Origin of the sequence: Azoarcus olearius (assembly GCF_001682385.1) — a bacterium.
GTDB lineage: Bacteria > Pseudomonadota > Gammaproteobacteria > Burkholderiales > Rhodocyclaceae > Azoarcus > Azoarcus olearius.
The window spans coordinates 2435650-2450393 of sequence record NZ_CP016210.1 but is presented as its reverse complement, the minus strand read 5'-3'; the positions used below and the strand labels follow the sequence as shown (position 1 = coordinate 2450393).

Annotated in this window: 11 protein-coding genes; 5 read left to right on the top strand and 6 right to left on the bottom strand. The window is 67.2% G+C overall.

Going from position 1 to position 14744, the window contains the following annotated elements; genetic code table 11:
- Nucleotides 1–51: 51 nt before the first annotated feature.
- On the bottom strand, nucleotides 52–885 hold the full coding sequence (gene ppsR, locus dqs_RS11310; protein WP_011765899.1) for a posphoenolpyruvate synthetase regulatory kinase/phosphorylase PpsR: 834 nt from the start codon (nucleotides 883–885) through the stop codon (nucleotides 52–54).
- Nucleotides 886–1044: 159 nt separating this feature from the next.
- Here ppsR and ppsA point away from each other — a divergent pair, with 159 nt between their 5' ends.
- From ppsA to dqs_RS11290, 4 genes are all read left to right on the top strand, one after another.
- Nucleotides 1045–3411 carry a phosphoenolpyruvate synthase gene (gene ppsA, locus dqs_RS11305; RefSeq protein ID WP_065340526.1) on the top strand — a complete coding sequence of 789 codons (2367 nt, stop codon included), beginning with the start codon at nucleotides 1045–1047 and terminating at the stop codon, nucleotides 3409–3411.
- A gap of 228 nt (nucleotides 3412–3639) precedes the next feature.
- The gene (locus dqs_RS11300; RefSeq protein ID WP_011765897.1) at nucleotides 3640–4584 is read left to right on the top strand and encodes a M23 family metallopeptidase; all 945 of its coding nucleotides are present in this window, start codon (nucleotides 3640–3642) and stop codon (nucleotides 4582–4584) included.
- A gap of 8 nt (nucleotides 4585–4592) precedes the next feature.
- Nucleotides 4593–4952: a hypothetical protein gene (locus dqs_RS11295; RefSeq protein WP_011765896.1), complete on the top strand. Its 360-nt coding sequence runs from the start codon at nucleotides 4593–4595 to the stop codon at nucleotides 4950–4952.
- A 47-nt stretch (nucleotides 4953–4999) separates the two neighbouring features.
- Entirely contained in the window at nucleotides 5000–5425 is a 426-nt protein-coding gene (locus dqs_RS11290; RefSeq protein ID WP_011765895.1) for a bactofilin family protein, read from the top strand.
- 3 nt (nucleotides 5426–5428) lie between these two features.
- Here the strand turns inward: dqs_RS11290 and dqs_RS11285 are convergent, their stop codons facing one another.
- From dqs_RS11285 to dqs_RS11265, 5 genes are read right to left on the bottom strand one after another with little or no spacing between them, the layout of a single operon-like run.
- Entirely contained in the window at nucleotides 5429–6181 is a 753-nt protein-coding gene (locus dqs_RS11285) for a phosphatase PAP2 family protein (RefSeq protein ID WP_011765894.1), read from the bottom strand.
- Entirely contained in the window at nucleotides 6178–7806 is a 1629-nt protein-coding gene (locus dqs_RS11280) for an ArnT family glycosyltransferase (protein ID WP_065340525.1), read from the bottom strand. The genes dqs_RS11285 and dqs_RS11280 overlap by 4 nt, the downstream gene beginning before the upstream one ends.
- A complete protein-coding gene (locus tag dqs_RS11275) occupies nucleotides 7803–8849 on the bottom strand; it encodes a glycosyltransferase family 2 protein (protein ID WP_065340524.1) in 1047 nt (348 codons plus the stop codon). Before dqs_RS11275 ends, dqs_RS11280 begins: the two co-directional genes overlap by 4 nt.
- Nucleotides 8850–8866: 17 nt before the next feature.
- Complete coding sequence (locus dqs_RS11270; protein WP_065340523.1) at nucleotides 8867–9781, bottom strand: lysylphosphatidylglycerol synthase transmembrane domain-containing protein; 915 nt, start codon at nucleotides 9779–9781, stop codon at nucleotides 8867–8869.
- Nucleotides 9778–10593 carry a phosphatase PAP2 family protein gene (locus dqs_RS11265; RefSeq protein ID WP_065341710.1) on the bottom strand — a complete coding sequence of 272 codons (816 nt, stop codon included), beginning with the start codon at nucleotides 10591–10593 and terminating at the stop codon, nucleotides 9778–9780. Before dqs_RS11265 ends, dqs_RS11270 begins: the two co-directional genes overlap by 4 nt.
- Nucleotides 10594–10789: 196 nt before the next feature.
- On the opposite strand from dqs_RS11265, the gene purL reads away from it, so the two are divergent.
- Nucleotides 10790–14731, top strand: coding sequence for a phosphoribosylformylglycinamidine synthase (gene purL / locus dqs_RS11260; RefSeq protein ID WP_065340522.1), 3942 nt, complete (start codon nucleotides 10790–10792; stop codon nucleotides 14729–14731).
- Nucleotides 14732–14744 lie beyond the last annotated feature (13 nt).

Below are 14744 nucleotides of genomic sequence, written 5' to 3'. Positions count from 1 at the left end.
TCGCCGTGCATCCGGCGCCCCCGGCAGCGGGGGTGATTCATTCTAGTCCGCTCAGTAGCCGGGCCGATTGAGCCGCACCGACTGCAGGATGGTGGCGGAGATTTCCTCGATGGACTTGGTCGTGGAGTCCAGCCAGCGGATGTTCTCGCGCCGCATCAGTTTCTGCGCGGCGTCGATCTCGTACTTGCAGTTGTCGAGCGAGGCGTAGCGGCTGTTGGGGCGTCGTTCCTGACGGATCTGCGACAGGCGTTCGGGTGCGATCGTGAGGCCGAACAGCTTGCCGCGGTAGTTGTGGAGTTCCCCCGGCAGCTTGTTGCGCTCGAAGTCTTCGGGGATCAGAGGATAGTTGGCCGCCTTTACGCCGAACTGCATCGCCAGATAGAGGCTCGTCGGGGTCTTGCCGGAGCGCGAGACCCCGACCAGGATCACGTCGGCCTCGGCGAGTTCGCCGTCCGAGGAGACGCCGTCGTCGTGCGCCATCGCAAAGTTGATCGCCTCGATGCGATTCTTGTAGTCGAGGCTGTCGGCGATGCCATGGAAGCGCCCGACGGTATGGGTAGAGCGCTGGCCGAGTTCGGTTTCAAGCGGCCCGATGAAGCGATCGAACAGATCGAGGAACAGGGCGTCTGCCTTGTGCAGGGCTTCGACGGTTTCCGGGCTGACCAGGGTGCTGAACACGATGGGGCGGACGCCGTCGTTGCGGGCTGCTTCGCGGATCTGGTTGGCGCAGTCGATGGCCTTGTCGAGATCGTCGATGAAGGGCGCGCGCACCTGGCGGATACGGGCCTCGGGGAACTGCGCCAGAAGACTGTGCCCGAGCGTTTCGGCGGTAATGCCGGTGCCGTCCGAGATGAAGAAAACAGTGCGGATTGGAAGTGTGCTCATCGTCGCTTTCCGGGGCTGGACGGTCAGGGGGGAGGGTCTGGGGATCCGTCCGGCGCACCCTCAAGGCGGGTATTGGGGCAAACCCTGCCGTGCGGTGCAGCACCGATTCTCGTTAAAATCGCATTTTGCTTTTTCTTTGTTCATTCCGGAAGGCCATCCATGACCCGCTATGTCATCCCCTTCACCGAGCTGCGCATGACCGATGTCGATCAGGTCGGCGGCAAGAATGCTTCGCTCGGCGAAATGATCAGCCAACTGCCGTCCAGCGTCCGCGTTCCCGGTGGTTTCGCCACCACCGCGGCTGCATATCGCGAGTTCCTCGCGCACGGCGGATTGGCCGACCGGATCAACGCCGCGCTCGATACCCTCGACGTGGATGACGTGGATGCGCTGGTGAAGACCGGCGCGCAGATCCGCCAGTGGATCGTCGATACCCCGTTCCCCGCGGCGCTCGAAGCCGACATCAAGGCCGCGTACGAAAAGATCACCGCCGAAGGGGAGGGCAGCTTCGCGGTGCGTTCGTCCGCTACCGCCGAAGACCTTCCGGACGCCTCCTTCGCCGGCCAGCAGGAAACCTTCCTGAACATCCACGGCTACGAGAACATCCTGCACGCGATGAAGGAAGTGTTCGCGTCGCTGTACAACGACCGTGCCATCGCCTACCGGGTGCACAAGAACTTCGCCCACGCCGAGGTTGCCCTGTCGGCCGGCGTGCAGCGCATGGTGCGCTCCGATACCGGTGCCTCGGGCGTCATGTTCACCATCGACACCGAATCCGGCTTCTCCGACGTGGTGTTCATCACCGCGTCCTACGGTCTGGGCGAAACCGTCGTGCAAGGCGCGGTGAACCCGGACGAGTTCTATGTCCACAAGCCCACGCTGGCACTGAACAAGCCCGCGGTCATCCGCCGCAACCTGGGCTCCAAGCTGATCAAGATGGTGTTCGCGGACAAGGCCGTGGCCGGCAAGTCGGTGCGTACGGTGGACGTGCCCGAAGCCGACCGCAACCGCTTCTCGCTGACCGACGAAGACGTGCTCGAACTTGCCCGCTATGCGGTCATCATCGAGAAGCACTACGGCCGCCCGATGGACATCGAGTGGGGCAAGGACGGCCAGGACGGCAAGCTGTACATCCTGCAGGCGCGCCCGGAAACCGTTAAGAGCCAGAGCAATGGCCTGGTCATGGAGAAGTACCGCCTCAAGCAGTACGGCAAGGCCCTTACCCACGGTCGTGCCATCGGCCAGAAGATCGGCGCCGGCACCGTGCGCGTGGTCAAGGACGCCTCCGAGATGAACCGCGTCCAGGCCGGCGACATCCTCGTCACCGACATGACCGACCCGAACTGGGAGCCGGTGATGAAGCGCGCCAGCGCCATCGTCACCAACCGCGGCGGCCGTACCTGCCACGCGGCGATCATCGCGCGCGAACTCGGCATTCCGGCAATCGTCGGCTGCGGCAACGCCACCGAGGTGCTGGAAGAGGGCGATTCCGTCACCGTGTCCTGCGCCGAAGGCGACACCGGCTACGTCTATCGCGGCAAGCTGGAGTTCGAAGTGATCACCACCGACATGGGCAACCTGCCTGAAATCCCGGTGAAGATCATGATGAACGTCGGCAATCCGGAACTCGCCTTCGAGTTCGCCCAGATTCCGAACGGCGGCGTCGGCCTCGCGCGGCTGGAGTTCGTCATCAACAACATGATCGGCATCCACCCGAAGGCCATCCTCGAGCTCTCGCAAGTGCCGGCCAGCCTGCGTGACGAAATCACCCGCCGCTCGCGCGGCTACGCCACGCCCAAGCAGTTCTTCATCGAGAAGCTGGCCGAAGGCGTCGCCACCATCGCCGCCGCCTTCTATCCGAAGCCGGTCATCGTCCGCATGTCCGACTTCAAGTCGAACGAGTACCGCAAGCTGCTCGGCGGCGAAATCTACGAGCCGGAAGAAGAAAACCCGATGCTCGGTTTCCGCGGCGCGTCGCGCTACATCGCCCACAGCTTCCGCGACTGTTTCGAGCTGGAATGCGCGGCCATGAAGAAGGTGCGCAACGAACTCGGTCTGACCAACGTGCAGATCATGATTCCGTTCGTGCGCAACGTCGAAGAAGCGGCCGGTGTGGTGGACCTGCTCGCCGAGCACGGCCTGAAGCGCGGCGTGAACGATCTCAAGCTGATCATGATGTGCGAGATCCCGTCCAACGCGCTGCTGGCGGACAAGTTCCTCGAGCACTTCGACGGCTTCTCGATCGGGTCCAACGACCTCACCCAGCTCACGCTCGGCCTCGACCGCGACTCGGGCCTCGTCGCCCACGCGTTCGACGAGCGCGACCCCGCGGTCAAGCTGCTGCTGTCGATGGCCATCTCCACCGCGAACCGGCTGGGCAAGTATGTCGGAATCTGCGGCCAGGGCCCGTCGGACCATGCCGATTTCGCGGAGTGGCTGATGGACGAAGGCATCCAGACCATTTCGCTCAACCCGGATACCGTGGTCGATACCTGGCTGAAGCTGGCCTCGCACGGCAAGCAGTAAGCAGTCGCAACGTCCAGGAAGCGGCGGCCTGCGGGCCGCCGTTTTTTTTCGGCCGGGGCGGTCGTACAAATCCGCACTTGCTCCGCGCTACCACTATGGTGTTAAACTCCGGCGGCTTTTGTGTTTGACCAAATGAAACCGCGTGTGTGGTTTCGGCGGTCGACATTCCGATCTCCATCGACGGCGCCGTGCTTGTTCCGGCGCCGCCGACCCAACCGGAGGAACAGGATGGCGCTGGTCATTCTTTCCGCCGGGGCGATGACGCAATCCCGGGTACGCACGCTGAGCCTGCGCACCTCGCTGGGAATCGCCTCGGTTGTTCTCCTGATTGTCGCTTCAGCCGCATTTGCGATCGGCCTCGGCGTAGGCCGCAGTGCTGTGGAACCCGTCGCCGAAGGTCCGCGGGTCCAGTTCGACCAGCCGGAGGGGCGGGCGCTGATCGACCGCGTCGGCGAAATATCCGGCCGCCTCGTCCGCCTCGAAAGCGACGCTTCCACGCTCGCGCAGCGGATCGGCTTGCTGAAGGAGTTCGAAGCGCGGCAGAACGCGCTGCCCGCACGCAATGCCGCGCCCAGCGTCTTTGAAGGTGCGCGGCCTGCCACGCCTGCTGGCGGGCCGATGCTGGCGCCGCTGACGGTGCCGAATCCGGATCTGGCGGTCGCCGACCTGGACGACCACGGCACGGGATTGGCCGCCCTGGAGCGCGAGCTTCAGCGCCTGGATGCCACGCTGCTCGCGATCGAAAAGGCGACGGACGAGCGCAACCTCGAGTTCATGACCTACCCCAGTCGCAGCCCGGTGCCCGGTGTCGCACGCAACTCCGGCTTTGGCAATCGCGAGGATCCGTTCAACCGCGGGGCCGCATTTCACAGCGGTCTCGACTTCCCCGCGCCGACCGGCACGCCCATCGTGGCGGCTGCGGGCGGGCGCGTCGTGTATGCAGGCATCCGGCCCGAGTACGGCTACACCGTGGAGATCGACCACGGCAACGGTCTCGTTACGCGGTACGCCCATTGTTCGCGGCTGTGGGTCAAGGTCGGCGAAGTGGTCACGCCGGGGCGGCGGATTGCTGCGGTCGGTTCCACCGGGCGTTCTACCGGGCCGCACCTGCATTTCGAGGTGCTGAAGGACGGCCGCTACTCCGATCCGGCGCTGTACCTGGCGAGCAACTGAAAGGCCGCATGCCGTTCTTCCGTCGTTCGCCGACGCGGCGCCTCACCGGCGCGCGCCTTGAACTCGCCGCGGGCCGTCAGCGCCTGCGGCAGCTGTTCCTGGTGCTTGGCGCCGTCGTCCTTGTCACGCTCGCCGTGCTCGCGCTCAATTACTTTGAAAACCATTTTTCGCCGGCACGGCGAGTGGATCAACTCGAGCGCGAGAACGCAACGCTGCGCGAGCAGGGCGAACGCGACCGCCTGGCGCTGGAAATGGAGAAGGCCACCCGCGCCGAGTTGGAGAAGCAACTCGGCGAGGTCAACGACGAGCTCAAGCGGCTGCAGGCCGAACTCGTGTTCTACAAATCGCAGGGCCCCGCGCGGCCCTGATCATCCCGCCCGCCGTCGTGCGGGCCGGAGTACAAGGAGAATCGTCGATGTTTCGCAAGAAGCCCGGAAAGGCGATCGAGATCACCAAGCTGTCGAGCCTGATCGCGGATAACGTGCACATCGTCGGTGATGTCGTGTTTTCCGGTGGTTTGCGTGTCGACGGTCACATCGAAGGCAACGTCATCAACAAGGATGGCAGCCCGGGGCTGCTGGTGGTCAGCGAGAAGGGCAGCATCAAGGGACGGGTCGTCAGCCACGATGCGGTGGTCAATGGCGCGATTGCCGGCGAGCTGACGGTGCATCATTTTCTTGAGTTGCAGTCCAAGGCCCGCTTGTCCGGGGTCATCAGCTACCGCCAGTTGCAGATGGAGTGCGGCGCCACGCTGGAAGGCGAACTGCGACGGCTGGACGACGCCGCCCATGACGCGAAGGTGGTGGAACTGCCCGCGCAGCAGCACGCAGGCGGGCGTTAAGCGTTATTGCGGCGGGGGCGGCGTCCTCACGCCTTCGGTCGATAGCCAGCCGAGCCGTACGAACAACAACCACGCAATCCACGCACCCAGCCAGGTGGCGTAGAAGCTGAAGACGATGTCGGTCAGGAAGTGCCCGCCCTGGGAGATGCGGCCGAGCCCGAATACGGCGCCGGCCGCGAGGCCGACCAGCACCCACCGCCTTCTCGCGGCGGCGCCGCCCAGGAAGCCGAGGCTGACCAGATAGAAGCCGGCAGAGGCGTGCCCGCTGACGAACGAGCAATTGCCGTCGCATTGGTTGGACGGCACCAGCGCCGGCGAGAAGGTGCTGGCGCCGCCAAAAGCTTCCACTTTCGCCGGGCGCGCGCGACCCCAGTAGTCCTTCAGCCCGACATCCACGAACAATCCCGGTCCGAGCGCCATCGCCACCAGCAGGTAGCCCACCTGGATGCGGCGGCGGCGGGCGGCGGGGCTGCGCAGGAAGGCAAGTACCAGCAAGGCCAGGAAAAGGCCCACGATGATTGCCTTGGAGGCCATCGGGATGCCGCGATAAAGCGCGAGCGCGGCCACGTTGTGGTTGCCGGCGAAGCCGCGGACGGGATCGTAGAAGAGCCTGCTCACCGCGATGTCGATCTGAGGCCAGAGCGAGAACACCCCCGCGCACAGCAACAGCGTTGCCATGATGATCAGCGTCAGCGGTTCGACGGGGCGTGTGCTGGCGGGCGAGGGCGCGGAGCCCGGACAGGACGGTGCGCTCATTGGCTGGGATTCCGGTCTTCGGGCGCCGGGGCGTCCGCGGCGGGAAGCGCGCTGGTGTCGGCGGGGGCGGAGGGCGTCTCGGCCTGCTGCTGGCGCCGGACCAGTACCACGCCGCCCTGGCGGAACAGCAACTCATAGCCGCTGGCCGGCAGCCGGTCGAGGCGGGTCAGGGCGATTTCGCCCGGTAGGGGCTCGCGCGAGGGCGTGACCGCTTCGCGATAGACACTGAAGCTGGGCGTGTCGAGACGCCACGCCACGACGGGGCCGCCGAGCCGACGCGCTTCGGCCGCCGCTGCTTTCACCGGCCCTTGCAGCACCGCGCCGGCCCAAGGCACCACGGTGGTGGTCAGCACCAGCACCTGCAGCACCGCCGCCACCGACAGGCTTCGCCACAGCGGGATTGCGGGCCGAAGTGCGACCACCAGCCACGCTGCGAGCGCAAGCAGCGTAACGCCGTAGTAGGCAGGGCCGGCCAACTCGAGGGAGCGAGCCAACTGGGCGCGATAGTAGGCGTTGCCCGCTTCGCTCTGCGAGAGCGCCTGGAACACCAGGGGCAAGGCAGCCAGCGCCGCGAGCAGCAGCGTGGGGGCGGCAAGGTGAGCCCAGCGGCCGCGCAACAGGTCGCGATGGCAGGCGATCAGTACGAAGAGCGGGGTGGAGCCGTACAGCACGTAATGGGGAAGCTTGGTGCCGGAAACCGAAAAGAAGCCGATCACGAACAGCGCCCAGATCCACAGGAAGCGGCGCACACCGGTACCCGTGTCGCTGCGGATCTTGCGCAGCGACGCGAGAAGCGGTCCGGTCCAAGGCAACATCAGCAAGGGCACCGCGAACACGTAGTAGAACAGGCTGCCGGCGTGTCCTTCGAGCGTGCCGGTGAAGCGTTCGACGTTGTGCTTGAGGATGAACCCGTCGATGAAGGCCTGGCCGTGGATGGCGAGCGCGGCGGCGTACCAGGGCACCGTCAGCACGGCGAGAATCGCCCAGCCGAGCGGATCGAACACCGACTTCAGCCAGCGTTGCCACTCCAGCCGGCTGGCGCAGTACAGGAAGGTGACCGCGCCCGGCACGATCAGCGCAATCGGGCCTTTCGTGAGCACTCCGAGGCCGATCCAGACATAGCTGCGCAGCAGCGGCGCGCGCCGGCCGCTTTCCAGATGGCGCCAGGCGTCGAACAAGGCCAGCGCGAGCAGCAGGTTAAGCAGGGCGTCCGCCGTGGCTGCACGGCCGATCGCGAACGGGCCGAGTGCGGTGGCGGCGACTGTGAGCGCGGCAAGCGCCGTGTCGCTGCCGAAACGCTCACGCACGAACTGCCAGGTGGCGTAGCTCCAGCACACCGCGGCCACCGCAGACGGCAGCCTGAACGCCCATTCGCTGGCGCCGAACAGCAGGAAACCGAGCGCCTGCAGCCAGTAGATCAGGATGGGCTTGTCGAACCGGTGCTCGCCGTTGAGGTAGGTCGACAGGAAGTCGCCGCGCTCGAACATCTCGCGGGTGGCTTCCGAGAAGGCGCCCTCGTCGACATCGAACAGCGGGAACGCGCCGAGGCAGAGGAAGAAGCTGAGCAGTGGCAGCAGCAGGCTGAGCGCACCAATGGCGCGCTCGCGGGGGTTCGACGGACTCATGCGCGCTCGGTGCGATGCCAGCCCTGGTCGGCCGCCAGCTCTTCCGCCGGACGGGCAAGATAGGCCCGGGTACTGCCCGATTCGTAGTAAACCCGGGCGAGCAGTTCGGCCAGCACGCCGGAGGTCACCATCTGCACGCCCGCAATCACCAGGAAGAAGCCGCCGAACAGCAGCGGGCGGGTGCCGATGGATTCGCCGAAGAAGACCTTGACCGCCGCGAGGTAGGCGAGGATGAGCGTGCCGATCGAACCCAGGCCGATGCCGATGCCGCCGAAGAAGTGGCCGGGGCGGGTACGGTAGCGCATGAAGAAGTAGACGAAGATCAGGTCCAGCACGACCCGGAAGGTGCGTGAGATACCGTATTTCGATTGGCCGAAAACACGGGCGTGGTGGGTGACCACTTCCTGCGCGATACGACGCGGCGTCGTCACCGTGGCAAGCCAGGCGGGGATGAAGCGGTGCATTTCACCGTACAGGCGCACGCTCTTGATCGCAGTGGCACGGAAGACCTTGAGGCTGCAGCCGTAATCGCGCAGGCGCACGCCGGTCATGCGGGCGATCAGCCGGTTGGCGATGCGGGACGGAATCTTGCGCAGCAGCAGGCCGTCCTGGCGGTTCTTGCGCCAGCCGGCGACGAGGTCGAGGTCTTCGGTGAGCAGCCGGTTGACCATGCGCGGGATGTCGATGGGGTCGTTCTGCAGGTCGCCGTCCATGGTGACGATCACGCTGCCGCGGGCTGCATCCAGGCCGGCCTGCATCGCCGCCGTCTGCTTGAAGTTGCGCACCAGCTCCACCACCCGGACGTGCGGGCCGAAGACCTTGACGCAGCGCGCCAGCTCGGCGGGCGTGGCGTCCGAGCTGCCGTCATCGACCAGCACGACTTCCCACGGCCAGGGATAGGGGCCGAGCGCGAGATGAATGCGTTCGAGCAAGGGTTCGACGTTCTCCGCCTCGTTGTACATCGGCACGACGACCGACAGGGTGTGCTCGGGCAGACCCTCGGGGATTTGCGGCACGGCGGCGGGCAGGGGCGATTTGGTCATCGGTGGGACGGCTCTTTTCAGACGGTTGTATTTGGTTGGTGTGCACTTCCGGCCGGCCCCCCATTGGGGAACAGGGCGGCGATGGCGCCGGCCGTGACTGCGCAGGCAATCACGAAGACATGCAGTGCGAGCGCGGCGCGCAGGCCCGCTTCAAAACCGATGCCCGCGGGCACCAGGGCTGCCGCAGCACCGGCCTCGTAGGTGCCGAACCCGGCGATCCCCTGGATGGGCAGAATCGCTGCAAGTTCCGCGCCCAGGGCGCCGGCCGCGCCGGTGACCATCGGTGCCCCGAGCAGCGCGGCCAGCAGCCAGGCTTGGGCGGCGAGCTTCACGCTCCAGTTGGCAATGGTCCACAGCCAGCCGTAGCGCGCATGCGTGGTGGATTCGGCAAACGCGTTGCGAAGCCGGCCGAGCTTGGCTGCCAGCGGGCCGCGCTCCATCCATCCGTGCGGACGCCGCGCCCAGCGCGGCAGCAGCACCGCTGCGGTCACCAGGGCGAGTGCACCGGCAAGGCGCAAGGCCAGCGGGGCGCCCGGCCAAACGAGCGCGGCGACAATTGCGACGACGAAAGCATCCTGCAGCCGGAACCACAGCAGCGATGCGACGGCGCGGGCGAGCGGGGTGCCGAAGCTGCGGCCGAGCAACAGCGGGAAAGCCGCTTCGCCACCCCGGAACGGCACCACGTTAACCATCGCGTTGTGCATCAGCACGATGCGCAGGCAGGCACCGAAGCGGCCGCGGGCATGGGCGCGGAATTCGTCGTAGACCCGCAGGGCACGGAGCATATAGCTGGCAGCAAAGCCCGCTGCCGCCACCCCCGCGGTGGCAGCGTCCAGCCGGGCCACCGTTTCCGCAAGCTCGCGCCAGCGGCCGCCGCTGGCCAGCCAGCCGAGCAGCGCGAGGCTCAGCGCGACCGCGACGAGGCGCTTCATGCAAGGCTCCGCGGTGCGGGGCGCAGCAGCACGAAGGCGATCCCGCCGAGTGCCCACGCGACGAGCAGGTATTGCGACCACACCCCTTCCGGATAGCCGACATCCTCGATCGCGAACGCGATCGCCAGCACTGCCAGCAGGCCGGCCATTGCCCGCACGCCGCGGGGTTGCTCCCAGAAGCGCAGGCGGTCGGAGAGTCCCACGCCGATCGCGGCGGCCAGCCAGCCGCCGGCCGCACCGGTGAAGATGTCGAGCGGCCAGTGTGCGCCGACGGCGACGCGGGAGTAGGCGACCAGGCAGGCCAGCGCAAGCGCGAGCAGTGCCGGGGCGCGCCGCCACTCGCGGAGGGTGCACAGCGCAAGTACGCCGGCAACTACGAAGGCTGTCGTGGAGTGGCCGGAGGGAAAAGAGTCGGTACGCAGCGGCAGACCGATCACGTTGAAGCTGTCGAGCGGCAGCACGGCCGCCGGGCGCGGCTCGGCGTAGGCGTATTTGAGGCCTTGGGCGAAGGTCGCCGCGAACGGCGCCGCGAGCAGCGTCGCCGCCACCCATTGCGGGCGCCACGCCAGCGCCGGCGCGATCAGGCAGAACGCGCCCAGGGTGGCGCCGAGGTTGGTGATGCCTGCCCACAGTGCGGGCGGCAGCCAGCCGGCCGCGGCTTCGTTCCATACCCGGAACAGCGCCACGTTGCGGTCGTCCAGCGCGATGAAGAGCGCGAGCGAGGCGAGGACGAGCGCGGGCCCGGCAATCCAGGAGGCCAGGATGGCGTGGCTGTTGGCGGGGCGCGGAGCGTGATCCGGAGGCAAGGGCATCGGGCGGGGCGGGAAAAAACGCAGCATTTTAGCCGAATGCCACGGTCTTTCGGCTTCAATCGGGGCGTGCGCGGGCGGCGTCGAGGTCGGGGCGGGGTTTCCCTGCCGGCAAGCAGCGGGGTCTCGGGTATAATCGCGGGCTTCGCCGCCAGCCTGGCGGTGCGCGATATCCGTCACCCGCTCCCGACCGCACGCAATGACTCAAATCCTCAAACTGCGGGGCACGCCCGCGCTTTCCGCTTCCCGTCTCGAACGGCTGTCCCGCTGCGTGGGCGCGGCCCTGCCAAGACTGCGCGGACTGGCGGCCGAGCACTGGTACTTCATCGAACTGGATGCCGAACTCGACGCGGATGAGCGCGGACGTCTCGTGGACCTGCTCGACGCACGTCCGAGCAGTGCTGAAGCGCCCGCCGGCGTGGCGCTGCTGGTGGTGCCGCGGCTGGGCACGATCTCGCCGTGGTCGTCCAAGGCCACCGACATCGCCCGCCAGTGCGGTTTCCACAAGATCCGCCGGATCGAGCGTGGCACCTGTTACACGCTCGACATCAAGTCGCTCGACGAGCCGCAGCGCGCCGCCGTGTTGCCGCTGTTGCACGACCGCATGACCGAATCCGTGCTGGCCAGCCTGGACGAAGCCGGTGCCCTGTTCCACCACTACGCGCCGCAGCCGCTCACCACGGTGGATGTCATCGGCGGTGGCCGCGCCGCGCTCGAGGCGGCGAACGGCGAACTCGGCCTCGCGCTGTCGGAAGACGAGATCGACTATCTGGTCGACAACTTCACCCGCATCGGCCGCAACCCGACTGACGTCGAGCTGATGATGTTCGCGCAGGCGAACTCCGAGCACTGCCGCCACAAGATCTTCAACGCGGACTGGGTGATCGACGCCCGGCCGATGGAGAAGAGCCTGTTCGGCATGATCAAGGACACCCACATGGCCCACCCCGAAGGCACGGTGGTGGCGTACTCGGACAACGCCTCGGTGATCGAGGGCGCGGTCATCGACCGCCTGTATCCGGACGCCGATGGCGCCTTCCGCTACCACAACGAGGAAACCCACATCCTCGCCAAGGTGGAAACCCACAACCACCCGACCGCGATCTCGCCCTTCCCGGGCGCCTCCACCGGCGCCGGCGGCGAAATCCGTGACGAAGGCGCCACCGGCCGCGGTTCCCGTCCCAAGGCGGGCCTCGCGGGCTTCTCGGTGTCCAACCTCAACATCCCGGACTTCGTCCAGCCCTGGGAGCAGCCCTACGGCAAGCCGGAGCGCATCGCCTCGGCGCTCGACATCATGATCGAAGGCCCGCTCGGCGCGGCCGCATTCAACAACGAGTTCGGCCGTCCCAACCTTGCCGGCTACTTCCGCACCTTCGAGCAGGCGGTCGAAGGCGAGGTGCGCGGCTACCACAAGCCGATCATGATCGCCGGCGGCGTCGGCAACATCCAGGCGCAGCAGTCGATGAAGCCGCAGTTCCCGGCGGGCACGCTGCTGATCCAGCTCGGCGGCCCCGGCATGCTGATCGGTCTGGGCGGCGGCGCCGCCTCGTCGATGGCCACCGGCACCAACACCGCCGACCTCGACTTCGCCTCGGTGCAGCGCGGCAACCCGGAAATCGAACGCCGCTGCCAGGAAGTCATCGACGCCTGCTGGCAGCGCGGCGACGCCAACCCGATCATCGCCATCCACGACGTCGGCGCAGGCGGTCTCTCCAACGCGATGCCGGAACTCGCCGACCACGCCGGTCTGGGCGCGAAGTTCGAACTGCGCGAAGTGCACATCGAAGAGCCGGGCATGAGCCCGCGCGAAATCTGGAGCAACGAATCGCAGGAGCGCTACGTACTGGCGATCTCGCCGGACGATCTCGAAGTCTTCCGCGCGATCTGCGAACGCGAACGCTGCCCGTTTGCGGTGCTCGGCACTGCCACCGACGACGGCCACCTCACGGTCACCGACCGCCATTTCGACAACAAGCCGGTCGATATGGACATGCAGGTGCTGCTCGGCAAGCCGCCGAAGATGACCCGCAACGTCTCGCGCCGCGCCACCTACCTGCCGCCCTTCGACGTCGCCGGGCTGGACCTGAAGGAAGCGGCCCTGCGCGTGCTGCGCAACCCGACCGTGGCGAGCAAGAGCTTCCTGATCACCATCGGCGACCGCTCGGTCGGCGGCCTGACCGCGCGCGACCAGATGGTTGGCCCGTGGCAGATGCCGGTCGCTGACGTGGCCGTCACCGCGATGAGCTTCCACGGCTACCGTGGCGAAGCCTTCGCGATGGGCGAGCGTACCACCGTGGCCTGCCTGGACGCGCCGGCTTCCGGCCGCATGGCGATCGGCGAGGCGATCACCAACATCGCCGCCGCCGACATCCCCAACCTCGGTGACGTCAAGCTGTCCGCCAACTGGATGGCCGCCGCCGGCCACCGCGGCGAAGACGCCAAGCTGTTCGACACCGTCAAGGCCGTGTCGGAGTTCTGCATCAGCGCCGGGCTGTCGATCCCGGTCGGCAAGGATTCGCTCTCGATGCGCACCGCGTGGCAGGACGCGGGCGAGAACAAGCAGGTGGTCGCGCCGCTGTCGCTGATCGCCACCGCATTCGCGCCAGTGGAAGACATCCGCAACACGCTGACCCCGCAACTGCAGTTCCCCGAAGGCGAGGAAACCGAGCTGCTGCTGCTCGACCTCGGCAACGGCAAGAACCGCCTCGGCGGTTCGGTGCTGGCCCAGGTCTACAACTCGGTCGGCGAGCATGCGCCCGACGTCGATCCCGCCGAGCTGGCCGCGTTCTTTGCCGCGGTGCAGCGCCTGCGCCGCGAAGGCCTGATCCTGGCCTACCACGACCGCGGCGACGGCGGCTTGTTCGCCACCGTGTGCGAGATGGCTTTCGCGTCCCGCTGCGGCCTGTCGCTGGTGCTCGATACCGTGTGCTACGACCTGCACATGAATGACGTCGATGGTCTCGAGAAGAAACCCGACACGCTCAAGGGCCGCTTCGACGACCGCCTGATCGGCGGCCTGTTCGCCGAAGAACTGGGTGCGGTGGTGCAGATCCGCCGGCCCGACCGCGCGGCCGTGACCGAGATCCTGCGTGCCGGGAAGCTCAACTACCACTTCATCGGCGAACCCAACGACAAGGACGAAATCCGCTTCTGGCGCAGCGCCAAGCTCGTGTTCGGTGCGCCGCGTGCCGAGCTGCTGCAGGCCTGGGCCGAAACCAGCTACCGCATCGCGCGCATTCGCGACGACGCCGAATCCGTCCAGCAGGAATTCGACGGCCTCGCCGATGCGACGGACCCCGGCCTGTCGGTCAAGCTCTCCTTCGATGTCACGGAAGACGTTGCCGCGCCCTTCATCGCCACCGGCAGCCGGCCCAAGGTCGCGGTGCTGCGCGAGCAAGGCGTCAATTCCCAGTTCGAGATGGCGGCCGCCTTCGAGCGCGCCGGCTTCGAACCGGTCGACGTGCACATGTCCGATCTGCAGAGCGGCCGCCGCAAGCTGGTCGATTTCCACGGCCTCGCGGCCTGCGGCGGCTTCTCCTACGGCGACGTGCTCGGCGCCGGCCAGGGTTGGGCCAAGTCCATCCTGTTCAATCCGGCGCTGCGCGCGCAGTTCGAAGCCTTCTTCGGCCGCAGCGACACCTTCGCGCTTGGCGTCTGCAATGGCTGCCAGATGATGGCCCACCTCGCGCCCATCATCCCGGGCGCCGAAGCCTGGCCCACCTTCCACCGCAATCGCAGCGAGCAGTTCGAAGCCCGCTTCGTGATGGTGGAGGTGACCGAGAGCCCGTCCATCCTGCTGCAGGGCATGGCGGGCAGCCGTATGCCCATCGTGGTCAGCCACGGCGAGGGCAGGGCGGTGTTCGCGGCCGAGGCTGACCGCCAGCAGGCGCTGGTCGCGCTGCGCTACATCGACAACCACGGCGCACCGGCCGTCGCCTACCCGAAGAACCCCAACGGTTCGCCGGACGGCGTGACCGGCTTCACCACCGCCGACGGCCGCTTCACCATCATGATGCCGCACCCGGAACGCACCGCCCGAACGCTGCAGATGTCGTGGGCGCCGTCGTGGCTGGTCGAAACCAGCCCCGATGCCTCGCCCTGGCTGCGCATGTTCCGCAACGCGCGCCAGTGGCTGGGCTGAGCGTAACTGATCG